Below are 25,391 nucleotides of genomic sequence, written 5' to 3' on the forward strand. Positions count from 1 at the left end.
CTGCGCGGGGGTGACGGGGGTGAAGCGCCCCCCGTGCGGCGCGCTAACGCTGCATCTGCCGCAGCATCTCCATCGGCATCGTATTGTGGGCGAGATTGGACATGATCCAGATCGAGCCGATCAGCACCAGCGCGACGATCAGCACGCCGAACGCCAGCGCCAGCACGTTGTTGGCATTGTCCGGCCCGGTGGTGATGTGCAGGAAGAAGACGAGGTGCACGCCCATCTGCGCCACGGCGAGCGCGATCAGGGCGACCGGCACGCCGGGTCCGTAGATCAGCCCCGATCCCAGCGCCCAGAACGACGCCGCGGTCAGCAGGGCGGCCAGCACCAGCCCGATGACATAACCGCGAATGCCTTGCGCGACCGATTGCGCGCTGCCGCCGTCTTCGCCGGGCGCGAGATCGTCACCGCCCCGGACGCGTTCCTCATGCCCGGTCATGCGTGCATCCCCAGCAGATAGACCATCGTGAACACCGCCACCCAGATGATGTCGAGCGCGTGCCAGAACAGAGCGAAGCAGGCGACGCGGCGCTGAATGTCGTCGCGAAAGCCCTTGGCCTTCACCTGCGCCATCATCGTCGTCAGCCACACCAGTCCCAGCGTCACGTGCAGGCCGTGACAGCCGACAAGCGCGAAGAAGGCCGACAGGAACGCGCTTCGCCCCGGCCCGGCACCGTCCGCGATCAGATGGGTGAATTCATAGACCTCGAGCGCGAGGAACCCGGCCCCCAGCACGGCCGTCGCCGCCATCGCCGCTTGAAACCATGCCATATGGCGCACGCTCATCGCGATACCGGCCATGCCGCAAGCGAAGCTGGAGAGCAAAAGCAACGCCGTTTCGGTCGCGACCAAGGGCAGCTCGAACAGCTCGCGCCCCGATGGCCCGCCCGCCGTCTCGCCCGACAGCACGGCATAAGCGGCGAAAAAGCCGGAGAAGAGGATGAAATCCGACAGCAGGAAGATCCAGAAGCCGTAGGCGACGACGATCCGCTTCGGTGCCGGGCCCTGCTCGCTGATCGGCACGCTGTCGTCATGGCCGAGATTGTGCGGATCGCCGCCCTTCGCCGCGTGCGCGCTCATACCGGATTTCCGTCGAGGCCGAGGAGCTTCGCCTTGCCGGTGCGGCGATCGCGATCGTGCGCCTCGAGATCGCGGGCATGGATCTCGTATTCGGGATGATCGCGCCACGCGAACACCACGAACGTCGCCCACGCGCCGAGAAAGCCCAGCGCCACCATCCACCAGATGTGCCAGATCAACGCAAAGCCCATGACGGTGGCGAAGAAAGCGCAGACCACGCCGGTCGGCGAATTGCGCGGCATCTCGATATCGGCATAATCCGGCAGGTCGCTCAGCCGCTGCCGCTCACGGGCCAGCGCCTTCACACCCCAATAGGCCTCCTCGCCCTCGACGTTCGGCAAGACCGCGAAGTTGAACGCGGGCGGCGGCGAGGTGGTGATCCATTCCAGCGTGCGCCCGTCCCACGGATCGCCGGTGGTGTCGCGCAGCCTGTCGCGGTTGCGGATGCTGACGGTGATCTGGATGATCTGGCAGGCGATGCCCCCGGCGATCAGCAACACGCCGACCCCGGCGGCGATCAGCCATGGCTGCCAGCCCGGCACGTCGTAGCGCGCCAGCCGCCGCGTCATTCCCATCAGCCCGAGCAGATAGAGCGGCATGAACGCGACGTAGAAGCCGGTGATCCACAGCCAGAAGGCGCGCTTTCCCCACGTCTCGTCGAGCTGGAACCCGAACGCCTTGGGCCACCAATAGGTCAGCCCGGCAAACGCACCGAACAGCACGCCGCCGATCACCACGTTGTGGAAATGCGCGACCAGAAACAGCGAATTGTGCAGCACGAAATCGGCCGGCGGCACGGCGAGCAGCACGCCCGTCATCCCGCCGATCGTGAACGTCACCATGAAGCCGACCGACCACAGCATCGGCGTGGCGAAGCGGATCCGCCCGCCATACATCGTGAACAGCCAGTTGAAGACCTTAACCCCCGTCGGCACCGCGATGATCATCGTCATCACGCCGAAAAAGCCGTTGACGTCGGCCCCCGCCCCCATCGTGAAGAAATGGTGCAGCCAGACCATGAAGCTGAGGATGCAGATCGCCATCGTCGCCAGGATCATCGAGCGATAGCCGAACAAAGGCTTGCCCGAGAAGGTGGAGACGACCTCGCTGAACACACCGAAGGCCGGCAGGATCAGGATGTACACCTCCGGATGCCCCCACGCCCAGACGAGGTTGACGAACATCATCGGATTGCCGCCGAGTTCGTTGGTGAAGAAGTGGAAGCCGAGATAGCGGTCCAGCGTCAGCATGCCGAGCGTGGCGGTGAGGATCGGGAAGGCCGCGACGATCAGCAGGTTCGCCGCCAGCGCGGTCCAGCAGAACATCGGCATGCGCGTATAGCCCATGCCCGGCGCGCGCATCTTCAGGATGGTCGTCGCGAGGTTCACGCCCGACAGCAGCGTACCGACCCCGGAAATCTGGATCGCCCAGAGATAGTAATCCACCCCCACCCCGGGCGAGAAGCGCAGTTCCGAAAGGGGCGGATAGACCACCCAGCCGGTCTTCGCGAATTCGCCCACCACCAGGCTGATGTTGATCAGCAGCGCACCGCTCGCCGTCAGCCAGAAGCTGACCGAATTTAGCGTCGGGAAGGCGACGTCGCGCACCCCGAGTTGCAGCGGCACGACGAAGTTCATCAGCCCGATCATGAAGGTCATCGCGACGAAGAAGATCATGATCGTGCCGTGTGCGCTAAACACCTGATCGTAATGGTCCGACGGCAGATATCCGGCATTGCCGTACGCCATCGCCTGCTGCGATCGCATCAGCAGCGCATCGGAAAACCCGCGCAGCAGCATCACGCCCCCCAGCAGGCAATACATCACGCCGATCCGCTTGTGATCGACGCTGGTGATCCATTCGCGCCACAGATAGGGGAAGTATCCGGCGCGCCACGTCCAGCCCAGGATGCCGAGAATGACCAGGGCGACCACGCCCGAGGCGACCATCGGGATCGGCTCGTTCAGCGGCACAGCGTCCCAGCCGAGCTTGCCGAACAGGAAGCTTGTATCCGTGGTCATTGCTGCCTGCCGTCCTTCGCGCGCTTCGCCGACAGCGTGCCGGAATCCTTGACCACCGCATCGAACAGGCCGGGCGGGACCGCGCGATAGGTATAGGGTTTCACGTCCTCGCTATCTTTCAGCAGAGCGAGATAGCCGGCGCGATCGAGCACCGGCCCGCCGGCCTTCGCACCCGCGACCCAGCCGGCGAACTGTTCGGGCGACACCGCGTCCATCCGGAACGTCATGCCGGGAAAGCCCTTGCCGCTATAATGCGCCGACAGGCCGCGATAGCTGCCCGGTTTATCGGCCTGCAGATGCAGCTTCGTCTCCATGCCCGCCATCGCATAGATCTGTCCGCCGAGTTGCGGCACGAACAGGCTGTTCATCACGGTCGCCGAGGTGATGCGGAAGCTGACCGGCACGCCGACCGGCGCGACGACGCGGTTGATGCTGGCGATACCCTGATCGGGATAGACGAACAGCCATTTCCAATCGAGCGCGACCACATCGACACGGATCGGCGCAACTTTCGAGGCTAGCGGCTGCGACGGATCGAGATCGTGGCTGCCGATCCATGCCACCCCGCCGAGGAAGATCACGACCAGAGCGGGTATCGACCATACGAGCAGTTCCAGCCGCCCGGAATAGGCGAAATCGGGACGATATTCGGCGCGCGTGTTGCCGGCGCGAAACCACCAGGCGAAGGCCAAGGTGGCGAGGATCGTCGGCACGACGATCGCCAGCATGATCGCCAGGGAATTCAGCAGCACCAGCCGGTCGCCCACCCCAACCGGCCCGGCGGGATCGAGCACGCCCGGCGCGCATCCGCCGAGCAATAGCGGCGCGGCGAGACGGTATTGCGAGGTGCGGGAGAAAATCGGCGCGGTCACGCCCGCGATGCTACGCCCGCGCGGCGCGTCCGACCAGCGGGAAGGGATAGATATGGGTCAAGTGGGGCTGCTGCTTGCTCCCCTCCCTGGTAGGGAGGGGTTGGGGGTGGGTCGGTATGGGGTGGGGACAGCACTTCCTTGAGAGCGACCAACCCCCGCCCCCTCCCTTCCAGGGAGGGGAGAGGCAGTTAAGGCCGATACACGCGCTCGACATGCCCACGCAGATCGGCGCGCCGGAACCAGACGGGCTTCGTCTTGTGCGCGACGAACAACGCCGCCTGATCGGCGTAATGCGCCGAGTCCGGTCGCGTTGTCGCCGCGCCGTAGGGTTGGATCGAGGTGGACGAGACCCGCCCGGCTTTGTCCCACGCCATGAACATGATGAAGCTGTCGCCATGCTTCACCACCAGTCGCCCATCCGGCGCCTCGTCCCAGGTCGAGGCGGCGCGCAGCACGTCCGGCGCGCCGTCCAGGGGCAGATCGACCTTGCCCTGACGCAAGCGCAACACCGTACCGAGCGGGGGATCGAGCCGGCCGAAATACTTGGTCAGATACGCCGCCGCCTTGGCCAGTTCCTCGCGCGGATCCTTTTCCGGCTTGCGCGTGTAATGCCAGGATTGCCCGGCGCGCAGCAGGATCGCGGCGAGCGCCTCGGCCGGATTGTTGCCATCGAAGCGCCAGTTCCATTTCGCCATCAGCGCCTGGGCCGCGACCAGTTGGCGCTCGCCCTTCGGATCGACCTTCGCGATATCGTCATACCAGCGCGCCGCCCAGCTCAGCCGGCTGACCCCGGTATCGTATTTGATCCGGTGCAGATCCGCGTCGCTGATCTTGCCGTCCAGCCCCATCAGCTCGACCGCGCGCGTGCCGCGATTGGTCGTGTCGGTCTCGATGCCAAGCAAAGGCGACCAGTCCTTCGGATTCATCTCCGATCCCGCGCCCGCCGCCTGGAACGGCGTGTTGTTGGCGTTGACCAGAAAGCCCGAGGCCGGGTTCACATTGCGCGGCACGCTCGCCCACGGCACCGTCCCCGCCATCAGGTCGCGCGACGTGTCGCCGGGCAGCACCTGCCGGTAATCGTAGCCCGGCTTCCGGTTGGGGAATGCGGCGTTGTAGAAATAGGCGATGTTGCCCGCCGCGTCACCGTATAGGAAATTGGTCGCCGACACGCCCTGGATCGCCAGCGCCTTCTGCCACGCGGCGAAATCGGTCGCTCGGGTCAGGCGGTAATATTCCTCGACCATGCGCACCTGATCCGCGCCGCCATAGCGCATCGCGTAAGCACCGCTTTTGTTGACGATCACCGGCCCCTGCACCGCGCGGTAGACCGTCTTCGGCACCGGCAGGACGAACGGCCCGAACCTCACGTGCAGCCAGACGCGCATCGCCTCCAGCGGCAGGGACTTCCCATCGAAGCGGTAATGCGTCCCGTTCGGCTCCATCGCCAGCTTGTAGACATCGACCAGATCGGGCCGGTTGACCGTGTTGGTCCAGCCCAGATGCTCGTTATGCCCCAGCACCGGGAACGGCACGCCGGGAAAGGTCGCGCCGGCGAAGTTCCATCCACTGCCCGAATGCACGACCAGTTCGTACCACGCCACCGGCCCCTTCCACGGCTGATGCGAATTGGAGACGACGCGCGTGAAACCGTCCGACGACCGCTTCGGCGCGACGACGAACGCGTTGGAGCCGTTCATGTTGCCTTCGCTGGCATCCTGTCCGGCCGGCAGCGCGGAAGGATCGGGCGAATCCGGCGTTGCTCCTGCGGTTTCCTTCGGCAAGGGCGTGTCGCCGGAGAGCGCGCCGAGCACCTGATCCAGCCCGAAGAAGAATGGCGTCCTGAGCACGAAGCCGGTCGCGATGTCGCGCCCATCGACCGGGAACAGCTTGCGCAGGCGCACCTCGCCCGGGTGCCTGTCGGCATAATGGTTGAGGCCCGAGGCATAGCCGTCGAGCAATGCGCGCACATCGGCCGGTTGCTTGTCGTAATCCCGGTCCACCGTCGCGCGCGCGCCGAGCAGCGCCAGCGCATAATCCACCTTCGCTCCGTCCGCGCCGGTCAGCGCGCCAAGGCGCCCGCGCGACATCGCGACCGCCTCCTGCAGGGTCGAGAAATCGTCCTCGGCATGGGCATAGGCCACGCCGTACGCGACATCCGGATCGGTCTTGCCGAAGATGTGCGGCACGCCGAACCTGTCGCGCGCGATGACGGTGTCGTAGCGATACGGCGGCGGCGGCGCGGGGGTCGTGGCGGAGAGTGGCTCCCACACCATCAGCCCGATCGCGACGACGATCAGGAGCAGCGCGAAGCCGAGCAGAGCATTGCGAAGCTTGCGCATGACGTTCCTCACCTAATTTCGACTGTGGTATGCCCCGGTTACGGCCGTGTCGACCCGCCAATGCACCGCACTGCTTGTGTGACGAAAATATCACACTACATCTTGCCTGCAACTCAACAGGGCTGACCATGAACCTCGAAAAATTCACCGACCGCGCCAAAGGCTTCCTGCAATCCGCACAGACCGTCGCGATCCGCATGAGCCACCAGCGCATCGCGCCCGAGCATATCCTGAAGGCGCTGCTGGAGGACGATCAGGGCATGGCCGCCGGCTTGATCGCGGCCGCCGGTGGCGACGCGAAGAAAGCGGTGACCGAGACCGATCTCGCGCTATCGAAGATCCCGAGCGTGTCGGGCGGCGGCGCGCAGCAGACGCCCGGCCTCGACAACGACGCGGTGCGGGTGCTCGATTCCGCCGAGCAGATCGCGCAGAAATCGGGCGACAGCTTCGTCACCGTCGAACGCCTGCTCGTCGCGCTCGCGCTCGCATTCAGCTCCGCCGCGGGCAAGGCGCTGAAGACGGCGGGCATCACGCCCGAGGGCGTGAACGCCGCGATCAACCAGATGCGCAACGGCCGCACTGCCGACAGCGCCGGGGCCGAGGACAAGTTCGATGCGCTGAAGAAATTCGCCCGCGATCTGACCCAGGCGGCGCGCGACGGCAAGCTCGATCCGGTCATCGGCCGTGACGAGGAGATCCGCCGTACGATCCAGATCCTCGCGCGCCGCACCAAGAACAATCCCGTGCTGATCGGCGAACCCGGCGTCGGCAAGACCGCCATCGCCGAAGGGCTCGCGTTGCGCATCGCCAATGGCGACGTGCCCGATACGCTGAAGGGCCGCCGCCTGATGTCGCTCGACATGGGCAGCCTGATCGCGGGCGCCAAATATCGCGGCGAATTCGAGGAGCGGCTGAAAGGCGTGCTCGACGAGGTGAAGGCCGCCGATGGCGACATCATTCTGTTCATCGACGAGATGCACACCTTGGTCGGTGCGGGCAAAGGCGAGGGCGCGATGGACGCGTCGAACCTGCTGAAACCGGCGCTGGCGCGCGGCGAACTGCATTGCATCGGCGCGACCACGCTCGACGAATATCGCAAGCATGTCGAGAAGGATCCCGCGCTGCAGCGCCGCTTCCAGCCGGTGTTCGCCGACGAGCCGACGGTCGAGGACACGATCTCGATCCTGCGCGGCCTCAAGGAGAAATACGAACTCCATCACGGTGTGCGCATCACCGATGGCGCGATCGTCGCCTCGGCGACGCTGTCGAACCGCTACATCACCGATCGCTTCCTGCCCGACAAGGCGATCGACCTGATGGACGAGGCGGCGAGCCGCATCCGCATGGAGGTGGAGAGCAAGCCCGAGGAGATCGAGACCCTCGACCGCCGCATCATCCAGCTCAAGATCGAGCGCGAAGCATTGAAGCGCGAGAGCGATGCCGCCTCGAAGGACCGGCTCGTCACGCTGGAGGGCGAACTGGCCAATCTCGAACAGCAATCCGCCGAACTGACCACGCGCTGGCAGGCCGAGAAGGACAAGATCGCCTCCGAAGCGAAGCTGAAGGAACAGCTCGACGCCGCGCGGCTCGAACTCGAACAGGCGCAGCGCGCGGGCGATCTCGGCAAGGCTGGCGAGCTGTCCTACGGGCGCATCCCCGGGCTGGAGAAGCAATTGGCGGATGCAGCCGGCGCAACCAAGGGCGCGATGCTGCGCGAGGAGGTCACCGCCGACGATATCGCCGGCGTCGTCAGCCGCTGGACCGGCATTCCGGTCGATCGCATGCTGGAGGGCGAGCGCGCCAAATTGCTCGGCATGGAAGAGGCGATCGGCAAGCGCGTGATCGGCCAACAACAGGCCGTGCGCGCCGTCTCCACCGCCGTGCGCCGTGCCCGCGCCGGGTTGCAGGAGGCGAACCGGCCGCTCGGATCGTTCCTGTTCCTGGGCCCGACCGGCGTCGGCAAGACCGAACTGACCAAGGCGCTGGCCGAATTCCTGTTCGACGATCCCAGCGCGATGGTGCGCATCGACATGAGCGAGTTCATGGAGAAGCACGCCGTCGCCCGCCTGATCGGCGCACCTCCGGGCTATGTCGGGTACGAGGAAGGCGGCGTGCTGACCGAAGCCGTGCGCCGCCGCCCCTATCAGGTGATCCTGTTCGACGAGGTCGAGAAGGCGCATGGCGATGTGTTCAACATCTTGCTCCAGGTATTGGACGATGGCCGCCTGACCGACGGGCAGGGCCGCACGGTGGATTTCAGCAACACGCTGATCATCCTGACGTCCAACCTCGGCAGCCAGTATCTGACCGGACTGGCGGACGGCGAGGACGTGTCGAGCGTGGAGCCGCAGGTGATGGAGATCGTCCGCAGCCACTTCCGCCCGGAATTCCTCAACCGGCTGGACGAGATCATCCTGTTCCACCGCCTCGGGCAATCGGAAATGGCCCCGATCGTCGACATCCAGGTGTCGCGCATCGGCAAGCTGCTGGCCGACCGCAAGATCACACTCGACCTGACGGAGGGCGCACGCCTGTGGCTGGGGCGCGTGGGCTATGATCCTGTCTACGGCGCGCGCCCCCTAAAGCGCGCGGTCCAACGCTATCTGCAAGATCCGCTCGCCGACCTCATCCTGCGCGGCGACGTGAAGGACGGCGCCACCGTGCGGGTTGAGGAGGGCGATGGGAGGTTGGTGTTGGCTATGGAGTGAGCAATCCTAGTCGGTGATCTGCGCCCGCGAATCGTAACCGTGTGCGTCCGCCAGCGGGAAGAATGCGCGCAGCAGGGCCCGCTCGGCGGGGCGGATGTGAGGGTTCCAGACATCGAAGATTAGGATTGCGCGCATTTGGTCCGACTCGTTCCAAGCCTCGTGCTCGATCGTATCGTCGAACGCCCAAGCCTCTCCCGCCCGCCAAACCCGCGTCTCGCCACCAACGCGAAAACGACAGCCGTCGGGCACGATCAGCGGCAGATGGATGATGGTGCGGACGTTGCTCACCCCGGTATGTGCCGGCAAATGCGTCTCAGGGCGTAGCACCGAGAAAAATACCGTTGGCGCTCGGGCCGGAAGATCGGCAAGCGGCAATGCTTCGATTGCCGCTGTGGTTTGCGGGCAGCGTGCGCAGGCGGCATCATCGCGTATGCCGTTCTTCCAAAGATGGAAAGCGCTCCAATCGAGGTTATGGTCGAGCGGTGACCATTTGTTTTCCGGCGTTCCCGCCGGCATCGCGACATAAGGTGAAAAGCCAGCCGATGCCTCGGCGAACAGCGCCTCGCACTCGCTGCGGATTATGGCGGTCTTTGCTTCGATGTCCTCAAGCCATGAGAAGTGACGGCGATCGAAGAATTCATCCGCCGGAAGAAACGGGAAATGCAGTCCCGCGCATTGATTAGAGTAGATTTGGCGTCGCCCGAGCAGATGATCGATGCTGGCATCGAATCGCCGACGATCCGCACCGTCGATCGCACTTCTGGCGTCGGCAAGCCCTTGATCAAGCGCGGCAGCGAAATCCGCCTGCTGCGCGGTGACATAGGACCGGGCATGCGACAGCATCTCATCGATTGCCGGGCTTCGTTCATCCATCTGCACGCCTAGCGCCAAAACGCCGGACCAACGCTCCGCTGCTTGCGCCGTGGCTTCCAATCGCTCGAATAATTCGGCCAGCCGCACCAGCGCCATGAAATGATGCTGGTCGATCGCCAGCGCACCTTCCAGCGCAGCCTGCTCGCCCACGGCATCGCCGCTCGACCGCAGCGCGCGCGCGAGATTTAGGTGCAATTCGGGGGCGTTCGGATCTGCCAGCGTGGCGCGCCGGAACATGGCGGCGGCGGCGGCAAAGTCCTCTCGCGTGAGTGCTTGAAACCCGAGAATATTGAGGGCCAGCGGATGCTCACCACTACCAACGAGTATCTCGTGACAGAGCTTCGCCGCTTGGTCGTGCCGCCCCGCGCGCTGCGCCTGACTGGCCGCAGCCAATGCATTTTGAAGGTCCGTTTGATTCATTGTCATCTCAGCTCCTCTATATCCGCTACTTCCCCTAGACAAACAGCGCGCATGCCGGGCACTACCGCGGGCGATGAACGCGCGTTTACAAACCATGGTTGGCCTTGCGCCAATGGCTGCGGCCCGCGATCCCGCTTGGCTCCCGCACCGTTACGATCCGTCACAGGATGCCATACAGTTCCTGCCTGTGCCCCGCGCTATGCACCAGCAAGTGACCTTTATTACCGACGAGTATCTGCCGAAAGGTCTCGCATCCATTGTCCTGCCGCGCACGCAGGCGAAGATCGGCACGCCGTCCGAAGCGCCGCTGCATTTCGTGTTCCATTCTGCGTTTTGCTGTTCGACAATGCTGGCACGCGCTTTCGAACGACCTGGCTGGGCGATGGGTCTCAAAGAACCCGTTATCCTCAACGATATCGTGGGGTGGCGTCGGCGCGGTGGGCAAGGTGCTGACATGGCGACCGTGCTCGACGATGTGCTGGCACTGCTCGCGCGACCATTTGCGCCGGGCGAGGCGGTGATCGTCAAGCCGTCCAACATCGTCAACTGTCTCGCTGCGGCGATCCTGACCTTGCGCCCGAACGCCCGTGCTGTCCTGCTTCACGCACCTTTACGCACCTATCTCGGTTCGATCGCACGTAAGGGGATGGACGGTCGGTTGTGGGTTCGCACGTTGCTGCAGGGGCTGATGGACGACAAGTTGGTCGATTTCGGCTTTACGCCGCGCGACTATCTCGGCCTGACGGACATGCAGGCGGCGGCGGTGGGCTGGCTTGCGCAGCAAGGGCTGTTCGCGCGACTAATCGAACAGTTCGGGCCGAAGCGTGTCGCAACGATCGACAGTGCGGCGGTCACCGGCGACCCCTCCGCGACGATGCGCGCGCTGGCGACGCTATTCGGCTTGCCACTGGAGGTGGCCACGCTAGACGAGATTCTCGCAGGTCCGGCTTTTACCCGACATTCGAAATTGGAGACAGCCTTCACGGCGGGAGATCGCGCGCAGGAGGTTGCCGACGGCAATCGCCTGCATGCTCCCGAAATTGAGATGGTCGCACATTGGGCCGAAGTCGTTGCAGAGACGATGAACGTGCCAGTCGTCCTTCCGGCACCACTGTTATCACGATGATCGACGATCTGGCAGCCTTGGCGCAATCGGGCGTCGCGGCGTTGCAGCGCGGCGATCCAGCCGCCGCCCGTGCGGCTTTCGAGCAGATCGACCGTGCCGGGCGCGGCACGCATCAGTTGCGCCTGTTGCTGGCACAGGCCTGCATGCTGGCAAGCGACGGCGCGGCGGCGCATCGTGCGCTGGATCAGGTGCTCGATGCGGAACCCACCAACCTGTACGCCCTCATCCTACGCGGCGATCTGTATCGCGACGCCGACGACCCCCGCGCGGCGGTCAGTTGGTATCAGGCGGCGCTGGCCCTGGCACCACGTGCCGGCACCCTGCCACCAGATCTGATCGATGCCCTGCGCCGCGCCGAGGGGGCGGTCGCCCAAGCTGGCGCGACGTTCCAGGCCGCGTTGGACGAAGCTCTGTCCGATGCGGGGCTGGGAGCACCTGCCCCCGGTTCCCGCCTTACCGAGGCGATGGACATTCTGGCGGGCCGCGCGGAAGTTCATCTCCAGCAGCCAACGAATTTCTATTATCCTGGTCTCGCTGCACGCCCGTTTTTTGATCGCGAGCAGTTCGACTGGGTCGTCGGGCTCGAGGCGCGTTCCGACGCCATCAGAAAGGAGTTGAAAGCGATATTGGCAGATGATGCCGCTCTCAGCCCTTATGTGAAGGCAGAGGCAAATCGCCCCGCCAAGCGCCACTCGCTCCTCGACGATCCCGCTTGGAGCGCATTTCATCTATACGGAGACGGCGAGCCGCTGGCCGAACACGCTGCACGTTGTCCGGAGACGATGGCAGCGCTCGCCGATCTGCCCATGCCCCGGATAGCCGGGCGGTCCCCGACGGCTATGTTTTCGGTGTTGCGTGCAGGTACGCACATTCCACCGCATCATGGAATGCTCAACACCCGGCTAATCTGTCATTTGCCGTTGATCGTGCCGCGGAATTGCCGTTTGCGTGTCGGCAATGTCACGCAGACAGTCGAACCCGGCCGCATGATGATTTTCGACGATTCGATCCAGCACGAAGCATGGAATGACAGCGATCAGACCCGCGTTGTCTTGCTCTTCGAGATCTGGCGCCCCGATCTCGATCAGGTCGAGCGCGAGGCGCTCACCAAGCTGTTCGAAGCGATCGGACGGTTCACGCCCGGCGGATCTGCGGATCAGGCCGGCGCTTGATCGCTACTTCAGCAGAACGTTCCGGCCTGGCTCCCACGGCAGGATTGTGTAGGCCGCATGCTGTCGCGCGCCCGTAACATCTCCCGATCCCAATCGGCCTTCGTCTTGCAGATTTTGCGCTTCGCCACCAGCGACCCGGTATCCACTTCACGCTTGCACACCATCGTGCTGGAATCGTCGGTCTTTACCTTGGCCGTGGCGCGCGTCACGACCTCGGTCTGCGCTCCTACCGGGCCACTCACCGCCATCGCCACGGCCAGGCCCAACAACATGCGAACCATGGAAGTCTCCCTTGAATTAGTGTGCGGTTATACCCAAACCGCACTGTAGGAAAAGCGGAAACGATGAAGATGTGCAATTGAAACGTCTTAAGAAGATCGCTCAAAAACGCATAATTGATCCGGCGCTCAACGCCAGGATACAACGCGCGCTTGTCGCAAACGACATACCCGAGGCGGCACGCCTTGCAGAACAGGCACTCGTGCGCGGAGCGGCCGATCCAATGTTACTCAACCTCGCGGCGTGGCGAAGGGAGGAAGCAGGAGATTATTTGCGCGCGCACGAACTCTTAAGCCGCGCTCTAGCGATATCGCCTGGCGATGCGCTCATCATGGGAGCGATAGGCGCGGTGTTTCGCAAGCAAAGCCTGTTCGACAAGGCGCTCGCGATGCTCGATCAGGCGATCGCGATCCAGCCAAGCCATGCAGCGACATGGCTTGAACGCGGATATACGCTCGACGGTTTACGATTGACGCAGCAGGCTAAACATAGTTACGAGCGCGCGCTTTCGCTCGATGGGAGATTGGCACCGGCTTGGGCGAAACTTGCCGATGTGGCTGCGAAGGATGGCGACGTCGCCCGCGGCATGTCGCTAGCGGAACGAGCGCTGGCGCTCGACCCCCACGAGCCGACCGCGCAATGCGCGCTGGCGACGATGGAGATCGAGGCGCGCGACGGGCAAGCGGCGGAGACCCGGCTAAACGCCTTGTTGGATCGCGCCGTGCCGGAGGAGGTCCGCGTACGCGCGCTGACGCTGCTCGGCGATGCGCTGGACCGGCAGGATCGGACCGTCGAAGCGTTTGCGTCTTATAATCGTGCGCAGGCCAACTTCCGTATAGTTCATTCCAAAAATCTCGCGCCGCGCGCAGACCGTCCTTCGCATCGGACATTTATCGAGAACATTGCTGCGCAGGTGCGCTCTGCGTCAGCCATGCCGACGCCACCTGTTGGTGCGATGGAAATCGAAGGCGCTGCAGCTATCCATGTCTTCCTGCTCGGTTATCCCCGATCGGGCACGACTTTGCTCGAGAATGTGCTCGCTAGTGCGCCCGGCGTCGCCGCGTTGGAGGAACGCGAAACGTTGGCCGATACCGACGAGATTTTGGTTCGGAATGACGGTTCGATGCCAGCACTGGACGCGATCGCCCCGGACCTGCTGCAGCGCCTGCGCACGAGCTATTGGCGGCGCGTACGGACGATGGCCGGCGACGTCTCGAACAAGACCTTCGTCGATATGAATCCCTTCAACGGAATTAAGCTGCCGGTGATCGCGCGACTGTTCCCACAGGCAAGGATCCTCATCATGCGGCGCGATCCTCGCGATGTCATACTCAGTTGTTATCGCATCAACTTCACACCGAGCACCGCCGCCTGGGCGTTCAGCGAGCTCGAGGAGGCGGCGCGGCATTATGACGCGTTGATGCAACTGACCGAATTGTGTCGCGAACGCCTGCCACTGGCGTTTCACGATGTCCGCTACGATCGACTGGTGACGGATTTCGAGACTACGGTCCGCGAAACTGCAGCGTTCATCGGCATCGAATGGACCGAGGCGTTTCATGCCTTCAATCGGACGGCCCAGACGCGTGGGGTGCGCACTGCGAGCGCAACCCAGGTGCGGCGCGGCCTGTATGACGGCCGCGGACAATGGCGGCGCTACGCCGATCAGCTGGCACCGATCCTGCCTATTCTGGCGCCGTGGGTCGAACGGCTCGGTTTCGACCAATAGACATCTGCTTTGAACAATAAAAAAGGGGGCGGTAACCCGCCCCCTTCCTCGTTTCTGGTTTGACCAGGTCTAGTACTTGACGCGAAGACCAACCGCGAAGCGGCGGCCCAGCGCGTCGTAAGTCGACGGATAAGTGTTGCCGCTGTTGTACGACGTGTTGCCGATCGTACCACCGACGACGGGCGGATCCTTATCAAACATGTTCATCACAGAAATCGTGAAGTCGAAATGGTCGTTGACGCTGAACCGAGTCGCCAGATCGAAATAGTTGTAGGCGTTGATGTGACCGAAGTTGAACGTCCGGCCAGCCAATGCACCTGTTGCGATCGTGCCGTTAAAGGTCACAGCATCCGGGTCGGCGTTAACGGCGTCGATATGGCGCCACAACAGCGACAAATCGGCCGATCCGATCGTCAATGTGGTCCGCTGGTTCCAAGAGAACTTCGGTTGAATAGACGCACAGGTGTTGCTGTAGATACCCACGCAATCGATGACAGACGTTGCCGGAAGTGCGCCGCCGCCACCAGGTGCTCCGGCCGGCAAAACGCTGCCGGGAACGATCGCCTGGAACTGCGAACGATGCGTCCAGTTGCCCTGGAAGCTAAGGTTCAGCTTCACCGCACCGAAATCGTGGCGATAGTTCGCACCGATATCAATACCGTCGGTCAGCAACTTGCCGGCGTTCGATGTCGGCAGGATAACGCCCTGCGTGGTCGCGGGATCGCCATCGAGCTGACCAGTAACTGGGTTACGCTTGATCAGGTTACAGATCGGGTTTGCCGTGGTCGGGTTGGCGAAGCAGGCATTGACCAAATCTTGGCCGGAAGGCGACGAAATCGCGTTACGGACCAGGATGTTGTAATAATCCGCCGTGATCGAGAAACCGGGGATGAGGCTCTTCGGCTGGAGGACGACGCCGAACGTGTAGCTGTTCGATGTCTCGGGACGCAGGTACGTGGCGCCCGAAAACGTCCCGTTACCTTGGTTTGCGGTCGGGTTCCGGATGTTGCCGATCGACGCCGCAGGAGCGCCCTGCGCGATGCAGAGCGTTGCCAGTGCGGTACCGGCCGTTGCCAGGCGGCAGGGATCCGCCGAGATGTTGGTCAGACCCGTGTTGAGCGGCGAGAACAATTCCGTGATGTTTGGCGCACGAACCGCACGCTGATAGTTACCGCGGAACTTGATGCCGTCGACAGGCTCCCAGCTACCGCCCGCTTTGTAGGTGGTGGTGTTGTAAGTCGGATTGCCCGCCGCGAACACCTTGTATGCTGAGTAGCGGATGCCGGTTTCGAGCGTCAGGCTCTGGAAACCGGGCCGATCCTGCACGAGCGGGGCGATCAATTCGCCGTACGCTTCCTTCGATTCATAGCTACCCTGGAAATTCAGCACCGCGCCACCGGCACCGCCCAATTCACCGGCCGTCTGAGAAAGCGCATCCGCCGTTTGAGCTGCGTAATATTTGCGATATTCGCCACCCACCGCGAAGCCGATCGGATCGCTTGCGAACGGGCTCGACGTGCCGAAGTCGCCGCTCAACAGCGCCCGGGCCTGCGTCAGCGAAGCCTTTTGCGCATTGGTCGCCGTAGCCGTCAAATACGGGATTTGGTTGGGCAGGATGCTACCGTCGGCGCCAAAGATATTGACGGGAACGCAGCCCGACCCGGCCGAGGTGCTAGCGCCGCCCGCCGCGAGCGGTGGAAGCAGCGGATTCGGGTTGTTGAGCTGAGGCGCCGCACCGAGATTACAGCTGGTTGTGCTAGTCGTGTACACTGCAGTGCGCAGGCGCGAAATTAGCACATAGCCATCCTGGGTCTGACGATTCTCGGACTCGCCGTACGACCCCGAAAGGTCGAGGTCGATCGAATGGGTGATTCCCAACTTCACCCCCGCGCGATAGTCGAAGAACGTCGTCGTGTATTCTGAGTTACGCGTGCCGACTTCGGTTGTGCGCCGGCCTACCGTGGTGGTGAACGAGCGGAAATTCGGATCAGTCGGGCTGGTGGCCAGAGCCGCCGCGGCGCACTGCGCCGGGGTCAAAGTCTGGATTCCAGCCGTATTAGGGTCGAAATCGTTGTTTGCACAGAACTGCGTCCGGGCCGCAGCGGGCAAATACGGATTGCTCACCGGGATCGTCAGGATCTGAGAAAATACACCGGACGGAGCTACGATCGTGCTGACCGTATTCTTGGAAAACATGCCACGCGTGTAGAACTTCACGTTGTCAGCCACGTCGTAATGCGCTGCACCGTAGATGTTATAGCGCTTAAACGGCGTCTGGAAGATGTTGTACGGGTTGAAGTTGAAGCCGTCGCGCGCACCCGAATAAGGACGGAGCGCGCCAGTGGAAGGCACGATGGAGTTGAACGCCGTACCGAGCGTGAAACGGCCCGGAACGGTGGTGCCCGAACCGCCCTGCGCACCGGAGGTCGAGGTGTAGTTGTTGAGCGAGACGTTGCGCGCGCCCTGATAGACCGGATCCGACTTTTGGTAACCAATCGCCAGCACGGCATTGCCGCGACCGTCATCGAAATTGGCACCCATCGTCAAGTCAGCGCGGAAATACTTGCCATCGCCCTTGCCGGTGATCTGGTTCGACACGTTCGCTTCAAAGCCGCCAAAATCTGACCGCGTGATGAAGTTGACCACGCCCGAAACCGCATCGGCACCGTAAGTCGTTGCCGCACCGCCGGTAAGCGTATCGACACGCTGGATCAGCGAGAGCGGAATGTTGTTGAGATCGACACGACCGGTCGAGTCCGAGGGGGTGATGCGTGAGCCGTCCAGCAGCACGACGTTACGGAAGCTGCCGAGACCACGAAGATCAACATACGACGCGCCGCCATTGCCGTTGTTGACGGCCGAACCGATGTTCGGAACCACGCCAGGCAGGTCGCGCAGGATCGATTCGGCGGTATTCGACTGACGCAGCTGGATTTCCTCCTGGCCAATAACTGCGACCGGACTCGATGCGATCAAATTTGGATTACGAATCAAAGATCCGGTAACGACGATATCGCCGGCCGATGTCTCATCAGCAGGTGGCGCGGACTCTTGGCTGGAAATCCCGGCCGCCGGTGCGCCGGGCGTGGAGGCCTGCACGCCCGTTTTTGGCTGGTTGGCTGGATCGGCGTCTTGGGCGAAGGCCGGTTGGGTCGCAAAGGCAGCACCGACCAGCAAGGTCGAGGTCAGCAGACGCAGACGATACGTAGCTCGCATGAAAGTTCCCCTTTTAAATCTTCTCGCCGGTGCACCGGACGCCGATCGCCTGTTAACGATCGCCATATGACTGCTTATGGAACTTTTCCTCGTATCGCCATCTGGCTAGTGGCTGTGACAAAAGAATCCAGCGCAGTGTAACATCTTCGACACACTTACAGGCCGCTTGTCGATCCGGGCCGTCTCCCGTACCCAACGTTGAGGGCCACTGAGGAACCTGATTTATGCGAACCGAACTGATCGCTTGGTCCACTTACTTGGCAATGTTAGCGCTCGCGATGGCCGGCAGAACGGCATCAGCACAAACCACTTCGGCGGACGCTATCGTGCAATCGTTCTCGCGTTGCCGACAGATCGAGGCGACCGAAGCACGATTGGATTGTTTCGACAAGTCCGCGCAGGCCTTGGAGAAGGCGGTCAAGGCGCGAGACATCACCATTGCCGATCGGCAGGAGGTACGCTCGGCGCAACGGTCACTGTTCGGATTCTCGATCGGGCGCATTCCGCTGTTGGGTGGCAGCGATCATTTGGCGGAGCAAAGAAGACGTGACGCCTTCGACCAACTCGATACCACGGTGGTCAGCGCGCAGCCGGCGGCGAACGGTAACGTCCAGCTACGATTAGCCGAAGGTGGCGCGGTATGGATCACGACCGACCCGATGCCTTTCCCGCCGCGGGCAGGCGCAAAAGTCTCTATTAAGCGTGGCGCGCTCGGCAGTTATTTCATCAATGTCGAGGGGCAGCGTTCTGTGCGGGGCGCGCGCCTGCGCTGATGGAAGCTTCGACGCTTAACCGACCAATCGGCGCGCCTCCAGCGCCGCCAGGGCGGCACCGGTCTGGGCCCCTCGTGGTTCGATCCAGCGCTGAGCCTGAGCGATCTCGTCCGCGAGGATCGTCTTCAACGTTGCGCGCCGCGCCAACCGTTCGCTATTGTCGAACGCGATTGCCGGGTTCTTGGAGTAGGTCGAGAACAAGGCGCCTGATATGGTTCGCTCCACACATTCAGGCGACAGCGGCACGCGCAATACGGTGGCGGCGGTTGCAAGAGTGACTGCGGGTTCCGCAAAAAAGACCTCGGCGTTCAGGCTCCGCGCACTTGCCATCGTCTCAAGTCCTGCGGCGAAGGCGCGGATCTGTCCAAGCCATAATGCCGCGACCCGCTCGGCATCCGACCAACGCTCCATATCGCCGAGCCACGGCGCGAGCAGGGTTGTGACGCGCCGCAGCCATTCACGGTGATTGTCGCTGCGCAGGATTGCCAGCAAATAATCGTGCAGCGGAAGATACAAAAAGATGGCTGGAGCATTGGGATCGAGGGTCGCCAACGCAGGTAATAGAAAGTTGACCGGGACATTGGCTTTCACGATCGTGGGAGTATCAACCCTATAGCGTTTGGACAGCATTGCGGAAACCAGAGCCAGACGATCCGCAGCGATCTCGCCAGGTGCGCGGGCTATCGCCGTTTGGCGCAGCGCGAGCGGCTCGCGCAGTACAAGGTTCGAATCCAGGTGATCGAGCGCGCGTGCCAAGAGCGTCGATCCACAATGTGCGACATGGAAGATCCAGCCGGTCGCAGCAGGTTGGCGCGGCGCGGCTTCCAGCGCCGAAACAGGAACGCGCATCGCTCCGTTGGCGGCGGGCGAGATGCGACCGTCGAGGAAGATCGAGCGGTGATACGATGTGCGGTCCATTGGCATGAAAACCGCTGTATTACCCTCGAACGAATGGAGGTAATGGTCGGGCGAGGCAAAAAGGTCGTCGCGTGTCAGGGCCATCGCCCGACCCTATAGCTGGCGACCGATTTTGTCGCTATCCAGATCGCGTAATGCCTAAAATTTCCCTGCCGGAGCCCGGCCGTCCGCAAGTCCTGATTGAGCCCGCCGAAGAGCGGACGATTCTGGCGATCGATCCGGCGCAGATCATCGCTCTGTTTAAGGCGCATGGCGCGTTGCTCTTTCGGGGTTTTGCCGCCGATGTCGGACAGTTTCGAAGTTTCTCTCGGCTGTTCTGTCCAACCTCCGTCATCAACGAAAGTCCTGGCCGACAGCCGATTGATCCCACTCACAATATCCATACCGTCGATGGTGGGACGGGTGCCTTCTCTTTACATCCCGAACTGTCGCGCGAGCCTTGGAAGCCAGACGTGGCCTTCTTCGCGTGCCTGTCTCCACCTTCTCAGGGCGGTGCCACGCTGATTTGCGACGGCGTAGCGCTGGTCCGCACGTTACCCGACGTCGTGCGACGCGGTCTCGAACATCGTCGTCTGCTATACATTAAGCCGACATGGCCGGAACTGCTCGAATTCTGGCTCGGCGACCCAAATCCCAGCGATGCTTTGCTGGACGCACCGCCCTCCGACTGCCCCTATCTATTCCGGCGACTGGAGGACCAAATCGTACGATTCTTCACGCGACCGGCGCTGCATCGCCCGATGTTCATCGACGAACCGGCGTTTGGCAACTTCCTGCTCTTCGCGCGCTTCAACAATAACCGTCGAGATTTCCCCGTGTTGGACGACGGTTATCCGGTGCCCGAGGCATGGCTACAGGCGATCAAGGCAGCCGGCGACTCGATCGCGGTGCCGATCGCATGGCACATCGGCGACCTGCTGATGTTGGACAATACGCGTTTTATGCACGGCCGCACGCCGATCATTGATGCGAAGGAGCGATTGATCGCGACGTATTTTGGGTATGTCGGGTTTGCCAAGCCCGATCCGGAGGAGCCTGCCGATCCGCTTTGGCGCCGCGCCGATTTTTATCCGCCTTTCCCGCCCGGATTGCCGCGCTGAATTATTGCGCCACCACCATCGGCCCCGCCACCAGCAGCGGATCGATCCGCGCCTCGCGCCACTTCAGGCCCCAGTGCAGGTGCGGCCCGGTCGCGCGCCCGGTCATGCCGACGGCACCGATCACCTGGCCGCGTTTCACGCGGTCCCCGACATGCACGTCGATCCGCGACAGGTGCATGAAGGCACTATTGAGGTCGGCGCCGTGGTCGATCAGCAGCAGGTTGCCCTCTAGTGTGAAGGGGCGGTCGGCGGCCAGCACGACCACGCCGTCGGCGGGCGCGAGCACCGGCGTGCCGGTGGTCCGCGCGATGTCGATCCCCGAATGGTACGACCCGGCTTCGCCATTCTTGTAGATGCGCTGCGACCCGAACAGGGTCGAGATGCGGCCGGTGGTCGGCCATAGGAACGGCTGTCGCCAGCCCGCGCTGTCAACCTTCGTCTGGCGAGCGGCGGCGATCTGCGCGAGTTCGGCCGGGCGGATCCGTGCAAACTCGTCTTCGGGCACCGGATATTTCGGCAGCGAATTGAGCCGCGAGATGTCCCAGCTGCGCGGCGCGACCACCAACGCGTCGCTCACCTGCCGCCCGTCCTGCAGCGTCGCGACCAGACTGGCCGCGGGGCCGGCGTCGCGATCGAACGCGATCAGGAAGCGCCCGTCCGCGGCGACCGGCACCGGTGCACCGTTCAAGGTCAGCGCGACTGTTCCGGCGGGCGCGATGCCGATCACCGCCGCGCCCTGCATGCGCGGGCCGCTATAGCTGAACGTGATCGGGCCGGCCGGGCGGTTCGGCTGGACGGTCGGCGTGTCGCCATGCGTGGACGGGGGAACCGGCTGGATCCGAGGAGGCACCTGTGGCGCAGCGACGCAACCGCCGAGCAGCATCAGCCCCGCGCTGGCCAGCCCCCAGCGCGCTGGGGCCGTCACGCCACCGGGCTCATCGCCCCGGACTCATCGCGGTGGTCGCGATCTCGGCCGAGGCATAGGCTTGCTGCGCCGCGACGCTCCAATAGCGCAGATCCTCGAGCGCGATCCGCTCGCCGGAGACGGCACAGACGACATGATCGCCCGGCGCCAGCACGCGGAAGCCATTGGCCATATAATGAAGCCGCGCGGGGCGATCGGTGTTCGACATCAGCATAAGACAGGTCCGGATCAGAACAGGGTGGGTTGTTCGGGTTTCGGCCCGGTCACCGGCTTGTCATACGATTTCGCGGGTTTTTGCTCAAGCCGCGCGTCGACCGGCCCGTCGCGGAAGTGGAGCGTGATGGCCCCCGCCGCCTTCGCCGCCGCCGCCGTGGTGACGACATCGCCCGAAGGCCGCGCCGACACGCGGACATAGCCGCGATCGAGCAGCTTGTCCGGATTGAGCGATTTGACCAGCCGCCACGTCGCGTCCAGCCGTTCGCTCGCCGACGCCATTTGCCGCTCCAGCAGGGAGGGGCGGAGGGCGGCGCCTGATTGATCGAGCTGACCGCGCGCCAGCGTGATGCGCCGTTCCAGCCCCCGGCTGAGCCGCGCACCGATATCGTCGGCGCGCTGGCGCTGCGGGCCGAGCAGGGCATCGCGCTTCGGCAGCACGCGGACCAGCGCTTCCAGCCGCTCGCGCCCGAGCTGGTGATAGCGCCGCGCGCAGCGTTCTGTACGCTGCCCGAAACCCTGAAGCGCCAGGCGCAGGTCGGCGAGCACCGGCACCGCCATCTCCGCCGCCGCGGTCGGGGTGGGCGCGCGCAGGTCGGCGGCGAAATCGCATAGCGTGGTATCGGTCTCGTGCCCGACCGCGGAGATGATCGGGATCGAACAGGCACTGACGGCGCGCACCACGACCTCCTCGTTGAACGCCCACAGATCCTCGATCGAGCCGCCGCCGCGCGCGACGATCACCAGATCGGGCCGCGTGTCCGCCGGCATCGCATCGAACCCGGCGATGGCGTGCGCGACCTCGTCCGCCGAACCCTGCCCCTGCACCTTGACCGGCCAGACCAGCACATGGGTGGGGCAACGATCCTCCAGCCGGTGCAGGATATCGCGGATTACCGCGCCGGTCGGCGACGTGACCACGCCGATCCGGCGCGGCAGATAGGGCAACCGCTTCTTGCCCGCGGGATCGAACAGCCCCTCGCCCGCCAGCTTCGCCTTGAGCTTTTCGAGCAGCGCCATCAGCGCGCCCTCGCCGGCCAGTTCCATCCGGTCGATCACGATCTGGTATTTCGAACGACCGAGATAGGTCGTCACCTTGCCGGTCGCGATTACCTCCAGCCCGTCCTGCGGCTGGAAGGCGAGATTCGACACGGAGCCCTTCCACATGACGCCGTCGATCACCGCGCTATCGTCCTTCAGGCTCATATACGCATGGCCTGAACTGACGCGCTTGTAGCCCGATATCTCGCCGCGCAGCCGGACATGCCCGAACTCGCCCTCCACGACGCGCTTCAGCTTCTGCGCGAGTTCGCCGACCCCCATCGCTGCGGAATTGTCGCCGGGCGCCTCCTCCGCTACCAGCCGGTGCGACGTATCGAAAAAGGGGTCGGCCATGAATATCCTGCTGATCGGCTCCGGGGGCCGTGAACATGCGCTCGCGTGGCGGCTGGCGCAATCGCCGGGTGCGACGAAACTGTACGCCGCGCCGGGAAATCCGGGCATCGCCGAGCATGCCGAACTGGTCGATCTCGATCCGGCGGACCACCGCGCGGTGATCGATTTCTGCCATCGCCATTCGATCGCCTTCGTGGTGATCGGGCCGGAGGCGCCGTTGGTCGATGGCCTGGCCGACAATATCCGCACGATCGGGCTGCCGGTGTTCGGGCCGAACAAGGCGGCGGCGCAGCTGGAGGGATCGAAGGGCTTCACCAAGGATCTTTGCGCGCGCGCCGGCATCCCGACCGCCGGCTATGCCAAGGCGACCTCGAAGGACGGGGCGCTGGCGACGTTGGACGATTTCGGCATTCCGGTCGTGATCAAGGCGGATGGCCTGGCCGCCGGCAAGGGCGTGACCGTGGCGATGACGCGCGCCGACGCCGAGGCCGCGATCGCCGATCTGTTCTCGGTGCCGCAGGCCGAGGCCGTGATCGAGGAATTCCTGGAGGGCGAGGAGGTCAGCCTGTTCGTGCTGACCGACGGCACCGCCCTGATGCCGTTCGGCACCGCGCAGGATCACAAGCGCGTGGGCGACGGCGATGTCGGCCCGAACACCGGCGGCATGGGCGCATACAGCCCCGCGCCGGTGCTGACGCCGGAACTCGAAACCCGCGCGCTGGACGAGATCGTCGCGCCCACCGTCGCGGCGATGGCGGCGGCGGGAATGCCGTTTTCGGGCGTGCTCTATGCGGGGCTGATGCTGACGGCGGAGGGGCCGAAACTGATCGAATACAATGCGCGCTTCGGCGATCCCGAATGTCAGGTGCTGATGATGCGCTACCAAGGCGATCTGCTGGAACTGATGCTGGCGGTGGCGAACGGCGCGTTGGCCGAACAGCCCGCGCCGGACTTCGCCGAGGGCACCGCGCTGACGGTGGTGATGGCGGCGAACGGCTATCCCGGCACGCCGGAAAAGGGCGGCCCGATCGGTGGCATCGCGACAGCGGAAGTGGACGCACGGGTGTTCCAGGCGGGTACGGCGCTCGAGAACGGCAAGCTGGTGGCGTCCGGCGGGCGCGTCCTGGCGGTGACGGCACTGGCCGGAGACATCGCGGCGGCACGGGCGGCGGCCTATGCGGCGGTGGCGAAGATCGATTTCCCGAGCGGCTTCAACCGCAGCGACATCGGCTGGCGCGAGATCGCGCGGCGACGAAAGTAAGCAACATTCGTCTGCCCTGAGCTTGTCGAAGGGCTGTCCTTCTTTTTCGCGGTCGAGAAGAAGGGCAGTGCTTCGACAGGCTCCGCACGAACGGGATCGGGAAAGGCACCCGACCGAATAACCGCTAGCCGGTAGCGCAGCGCCCCGCGTCCTGCGATAAGCCCCGGCCTGTAACCCACGGAGTAGCCCGATGACCGAGACCACGACGATCTTCACCTTCGCGCAATTCGCGTTGATAGGCGTGTTCGCGGTGCTGGCGATCTTCGGCATCCTGTTCGGCATGCGGCTGAAGCGCCGCCGGCTCAACGCCGAGGCCGAGGTGGAGGAACATCGCGAGGCGATCGAGGATATCGCGAAGCCCGAGGCCGACGCGCCGGCCGAGGTCGCCACACCGGCGGCCGTCGCCGCGCCCTCCCCGGTTCCTGCTCCGACGCCCGCGCCGGTCGCGCCCGAACGGCAGGTCGCACCGCCGGTCGTCGCGACGCCGGACCCGGTAGCGCCGCCGGCCGCCGTGACGCCAGCCGAACCGATCGTGGAACCCGTCGCTCCGCCGGCTCCGCCTGCCCCGCCCCCCGTGCCGCTGGCCGGTGAGATCACGCAGCTGAAAGGCCTCGGCCCCAAGCTCGCCGCGACGCTGGCGCAACTCGGCGTCACCCGCGTCGATCAGATCGCGGCGATGACCCCGGCGCAACTGCTGGAACTCGATATCCAATTGGGCGCGTTCAAGGGCCGCCCGGCGCGGGACCGCTGGGCCGAACAGGCGCGCTTGCTCGTGGCGGGCGACAAGGCGGCGTACGAAGCGGAGTTCGGCAAGCTGGGCGGGTGATTTTATTCACGGCGGCCAGCATGCGTGGATCGGCCGATATTGTCACACAAAGCCACAAAGCCACGAAGAAGTAAGCGTAAGAAATCAATATTTCTTAGTGTCTTACTTCTTCGTGGCTTCGTGGCTTCGTGGCTTCGTGTGA

General features: G+C 64.0%; 20 protein-coding genes. 8 read left to right on the plus strand and 12 right to left on the minus strand.

All coding sequences use genetic code 11. The annotated features are described in order from the left end of the window. Nucleotides 1-43: 43 nt before the first annotated feature. The 5 genes from cyoD to ASG11_RS01035 all read right to left on the minus strand — a co-directional run bounded on the left by cyoD (nt 44) and on the right by ASG11_RS01035 (nt 6,315). Entirely contained in the window at nt 44-442 is a 399-nt protein-coding gene (gene cyoD, locus ASG11_RS01015; protein WP_055774090.1) for a cytochrome o ubiquinol oxidase subunit IV, read from the minus strand. Further along, nucleotides 439-1,083: a cytochrome o ubiquinol oxidase subunit III gene (gene cyoC / locus ASG11_RS01020; protein WP_082472525.1), complete on the minus strand. Its 645-nt coding sequence runs from the start codon at nt 1,081-1,083 to the stop codon at nt 439-441. Before cyoC ends, cyoD begins: the two co-directional genes overlap by 4 nt. Then, entirely contained in the window at nt 1,080-3,104 is a 2,025-nt protein-coding gene (gene cyoB, locus ASG11_RS01025) for a cytochrome o ubiquinol oxidase subunit I (protein ID WP_201781249.1), read from the minus strand. Before cyoB ends, cyoC begins: the two co-directional genes overlap by 4 nt. Then, nucleotides 3,101-3,976: a ubiquinol oxidase subunit II gene (gene cyoA / locus ASG11_RS01030; RefSeq protein WP_236697337.1), complete on the minus strand. Its 876-nt coding sequence runs from the start codon at nt 3,974-3,976 to the stop codon at nt 3,101-3,103. The genes cyoB and cyoA overlap by 4 nt, the downstream gene beginning before the upstream one ends. Before the next feature lie 188 nt (nt 3,977-4,164). After that, on the minus strand, nt 4,165-6,315 hold the full coding sequence (locus ASG11_RS01035) for a penicillin acylase family protein (RefSeq protein ID WP_055774094.1): 2,151 nt from the start codon (nt 6,313-6,315) through the stop codon (nt 4,165-4,167). Nucleotides 6,316-6,443: 128 nt separating this feature from the next. Between ASG11_RS01035 and clpB the strand changes: the two genes are divergently transcribed. Continuing rightward, on the plus strand, nt 6,444-9,023 hold the full coding sequence (gene clpB / locus ASG11_RS01040; RefSeq protein ID WP_055774096.1) for an ATP-dependent chaperone ClpB: 2,580 nt from the start codon (nt 6,444-6,446) through the stop codon (nt 9,021-9,023). Between the two features lie 6 nt (nt 9,024-9,029). Here the strand turns inward: clpB and ASG11_RS01045 are convergent, their stop codons facing one another. After that, nucleotides 9,030-10,316 carry an aspartyl/asparaginyl beta-hydroxylase domain-containing protein gene (locus tag ASG11_RS01045; RefSeq protein ID WP_055779995.1) on the minus strand — a complete coding sequence of 429 codons (1,287 nt, stop codon included), beginning with the start codon at nt 10,314-10,316 and terminating at the stop codon, nt 9,030-9,032. Nucleotides 10,317-10,389: 73 nt separating this feature from the next. On the opposite strand from ASG11_RS01045, the gene ASG11_RS01050 reads away from it, so the two are divergent. Both ASG11_RS01050 and ASG11_RS01055 read left to right on the plus strand, forming a co-directional pair. Next, nucleotides 10,390-11,442, plus strand: a complete 1,053-nt coding sequence (locus ASG11_RS01050; protein ID WP_082472526.1) for a hypothetical protein — start codon at nt 10,390-10,392, stop codon at nt 11,440-11,442. Further along, nucleotides 11,439-12,614, plus strand: coding sequence for an aspartyl/asparaginyl beta-hydroxylase domain-containing protein (locus ASG11_RS01055; RefSeq protein ID WP_055774100.1), 1,176 nt, complete (start codon nt 11,439-11,441; stop codon nt 12,612-12,614). Before ASG11_RS01050 ends, ASG11_RS01055 begins: the two co-directional genes overlap by 4 nt. An 8-nt stretch (nt 12,615-12,622) precedes the next feature. Here ASG11_RS01055 and ASG11_RS01060 read toward each other — a convergent pair whose 3' ends face one another. Further along, nucleotides 12,623-12,895 (minus strand): hypothetical protein, encoded by a 273-nt coding sequence (locus tag ASG11_RS01060; RefSeq protein ID WP_055774101.1) that lies wholly within the window; start codon nt 12,893-12,895, stop codon nt 12,623-12,625. Between the two features lie 77 nt (nt 12,896-12,972). On the opposite strand from ASG11_RS01060, the gene ASG11_RS01065 reads away from it, so the two are divergent. Beyond that, nucleotides 12,973-14,622, plus strand: coding sequence for a tetratricopeptide repeat-containing sulfotransferase family protein (locus ASG11_RS01065; RefSeq protein ID WP_156363601.1), 1,650 nt, complete (start codon nt 12,973-12,975; stop codon nt 14,620-14,622). Nucleotides 14,623-14,691: 69 nt separating this feature from the next. Here the strand turns inward: ASG11_RS01065 and ASG11_RS01070 are convergent, their stop codons facing one another. After that, nucleotides 14,692-17,838, minus strand: a complete 3,147-nt coding sequence (locus ASG11_RS01070; protein ID WP_055774104.1) for a TonB-dependent receptor domain-containing protein — start codon at nt 17,836-17,838, stop codon at nt 14,692-14,694. 224 nt (nt 17,839-18,062) lie between these two features. On the opposite strand from ASG11_RS01070, the gene ASG11_RS01075 reads away from it, so the two are divergent. After that, a complete protein-coding gene (locus ASG11_RS01075) occupies nt 18,063-18,611 on the plus strand; it encodes a hypothetical protein (protein WP_156363602.1) in 549 nt (182 codons plus the stop codon). A 15-nt stretch (nt 18,612-18,626) separates the two neighbouring features. Here the strand turns inward: ASG11_RS01075 and ASG11_RS01080 are convergent, their stop codons facing one another. Then, nucleotides 18,627-19,613: a hypothetical protein gene (locus tag ASG11_RS01080; RefSeq protein ID WP_156363603.1), complete on the minus strand. Its 987-nt coding sequence runs from the start codon at nt 19,611-19,613 to the stop codon at nt 18,627-18,629. A 50-nt stretch (nt 19,614-19,663) separates the two neighbouring features. Here ASG11_RS01080 and ASG11_RS01090 point away from each other — a divergent pair, with 50 nt between their 5' ends. Continuing rightward, nucleotides 19,664-20,629, plus strand: a complete 966-nt coding sequence (locus tag ASG11_RS01090; protein ID WP_082472528.1) for a TauD/TfdA family dioxygenase — start codon at nt 19,664-19,666, stop codon at nt 20,627-20,629. Between the two features lies 1 nt (nt 20,630). Here the strand turns inward: ASG11_RS01090 and ASG11_RS01095 are convergent, their stop codons facing one another. From ASG11_RS01095 to xseA, 3 genes are read right to left on the minus strand one after another with little or no spacing between them, the layout of a single operon-like run. Then, entirely contained in the window at nt 20,631-21,512 is an 882-nt protein-coding gene (locus tag ASG11_RS01095; protein WP_082472754.1) for a M23 family metallopeptidase, read from the minus strand. Between the two features lie 52 nt (nt 21,513-21,564). Further along, nucleotides 21,565-21,768, minus strand: coding sequence for a DUF2093 domain-containing protein (locus tag ASG11_RS01100; protein ID WP_055774114.1), 204 nt, complete (start codon nt 21,766-21,768; stop codon nt 21,565-21,567). A gap of 14 nt (nt 21,769-21,782) precedes the next feature. Beyond that, entirely contained in the window at nt 21,783-23,162 is a 1,380-nt protein-coding gene (gene xseA, locus ASG11_RS01105) for an exodeoxyribonuclease VII large subunit (protein ID WP_055774116.1), read from the minus strand. Here xseA and purD point away from each other — a divergent pair. Further along, nucleotides 23,161-24,423 carry a phosphoribosylamine--glycine ligase gene (gene purD / locus ASG11_RS01110; RefSeq protein ID WP_055774118.1) on the plus strand — a complete coding sequence of 421 codons (1,263 nt, stop codon included), beginning with the start codon at nt 23,161-23,163 and terminating at the stop codon, nt 24,421-24,423. The two genes, xseA and purD, sit on opposite strands and share 2 nt — an antisense overlap. A gap of 190 nt (nt 24,424-24,613) precedes the next feature. Continuing rightward, complete coding sequence (locus ASG11_RS01115) at nt 24,614-25,249, plus strand: hypothetical protein (protein ID WP_055774120.1); 636 nt, start codon at nt 24,614-24,616, stop codon at nt 25,247-25,249. The last annotated feature ends 142 nt before the right edge of the window (nt 25,250-25,391 follow it).

Source organism: Sphingomonas sp. Leaf357 (assembly GCF_001423845.1).
GTDB lineage: Bacteria > Pseudomonadota > Alphaproteobacteria > Sphingomonadales > Sphingomonadaceae > Sphingomonas.

Coding starts and splice junctions, on each gene's coding strand:
- cyoD (WP_055774090.1), bottom strand. CDS start 442: ATGACCGGGCATGAGGAACGCGTCCGGGGCGGTGACGATCTCGCGCCC.
- cyoC (WP_082472525.1), bottom strand. CDS start 1,083: ATGAGCGCGCACGCGGCGAAGGGCGGCGATCCGCACAATCTCGGCCAT.
- cyoB (WP_201781249.1), bottom strand. CDS start 3,104: ATGACCACGGATACAAGCTTCCTGTTCGGCAAGCTCGGCTGGGACGCT.
- ASG11_RS01035 (WP_055774094.1), bottom strand. CDS start 6,315: ATGCGCAAGCTTCGCAATGCTCTGCTCGGCTTCGCGCTGCTCCTGATC.
- clpB (WP_055774096.1), top strand. CDS start 6,444: ATGAACCTCGAAAAATTCACCGACCGCGCCAAAGGCTTCCTGCAATCC.
- ASG11_RS01045 (WP_055779995.1), bottom strand. CDS start 10,316: ATGAATCAAACGGACCTTCAAAATGCATTGGCTGCGGCCAGTCAGGCG.
- ASG11_RS01050 (WP_082472526.1), top strand. CDS start 10,390: ATGAACGCGCGTTTACAAACCATGGTTGGCCTTGCGCCAATGGCTGCG.
- ASG11_RS01055 (WP_055774100.1), top strand. CDS start 11,439: ATGATCGACGATCTGGCAGCCTTGGCGCAATCGGGCGTCGCGGCGTTG.
- ASG11_RS01060 (WP_055774101.1), bottom strand. CDS start 12,895: ATGGTTCGCATGTTGTTGGGCCTGGCCGTGGCGATGGCGGTGAGTGGC.
- ASG11_RS01070 (WP_055774104.1), bottom strand. CDS start 17,838: ATGCGAGCTACGTATCGTCTGCGTCTGCTGACCTCGACCTTGCTGGTC.
- ASG11_RS01075 (WP_156363602.1), top strand. CDS start 18,063: ATGCGAACCGAACTGATCGCTTGGTCCACTTACTTGGCAATGTTAGCG.
- ASG11_RS01080 (WP_156363603.1), bottom strand. CDS start 19,613: ATGGCCCTGACACGCGACGACCTTTTTGCCTCGCCCGACCATTACCTC.
- ASG11_RS01090 (WP_082472528.1), top strand. CDS start 19,664: ATGCCTAAAATTTCCCTGCCGGAGCCCGGCCGTCCGCAAGTCCTGATT.
- ASG11_RS01095 (WP_082472754.1), bottom strand. CDS start 21,512: ATGCTGCTCGGCGGTTGCGTCGCTGCGCCACAGGTGCCTCCTCGGATC.
- ASG11_RS01100 (WP_055774114.1), bottom strand. CDS start 21,768: ATGCTGATGTCGAACACCGATCGCCCCGCGCGGCTTCATTATATGGCC.
- purD (WP_055774118.1), top strand. CDS start 23,161: ATGAATATCCTGCTGATCGGCTCCGGGGGCCGTGAACATGCGCTCGCG.
- xseA (WP_055774116.1), bottom strand. CDS start 23,162: ATGGCCGACCCCTTTTTCGATACGTCGCACCGGCTGGTAGCGGAGGAG.
- ASG11_RS01115 (WP_055774120.1), top strand. CDS start 24,614: ATGACCGAGACCACGACGATCTTCACCTTCGCGCAATTCGCGTTGATA.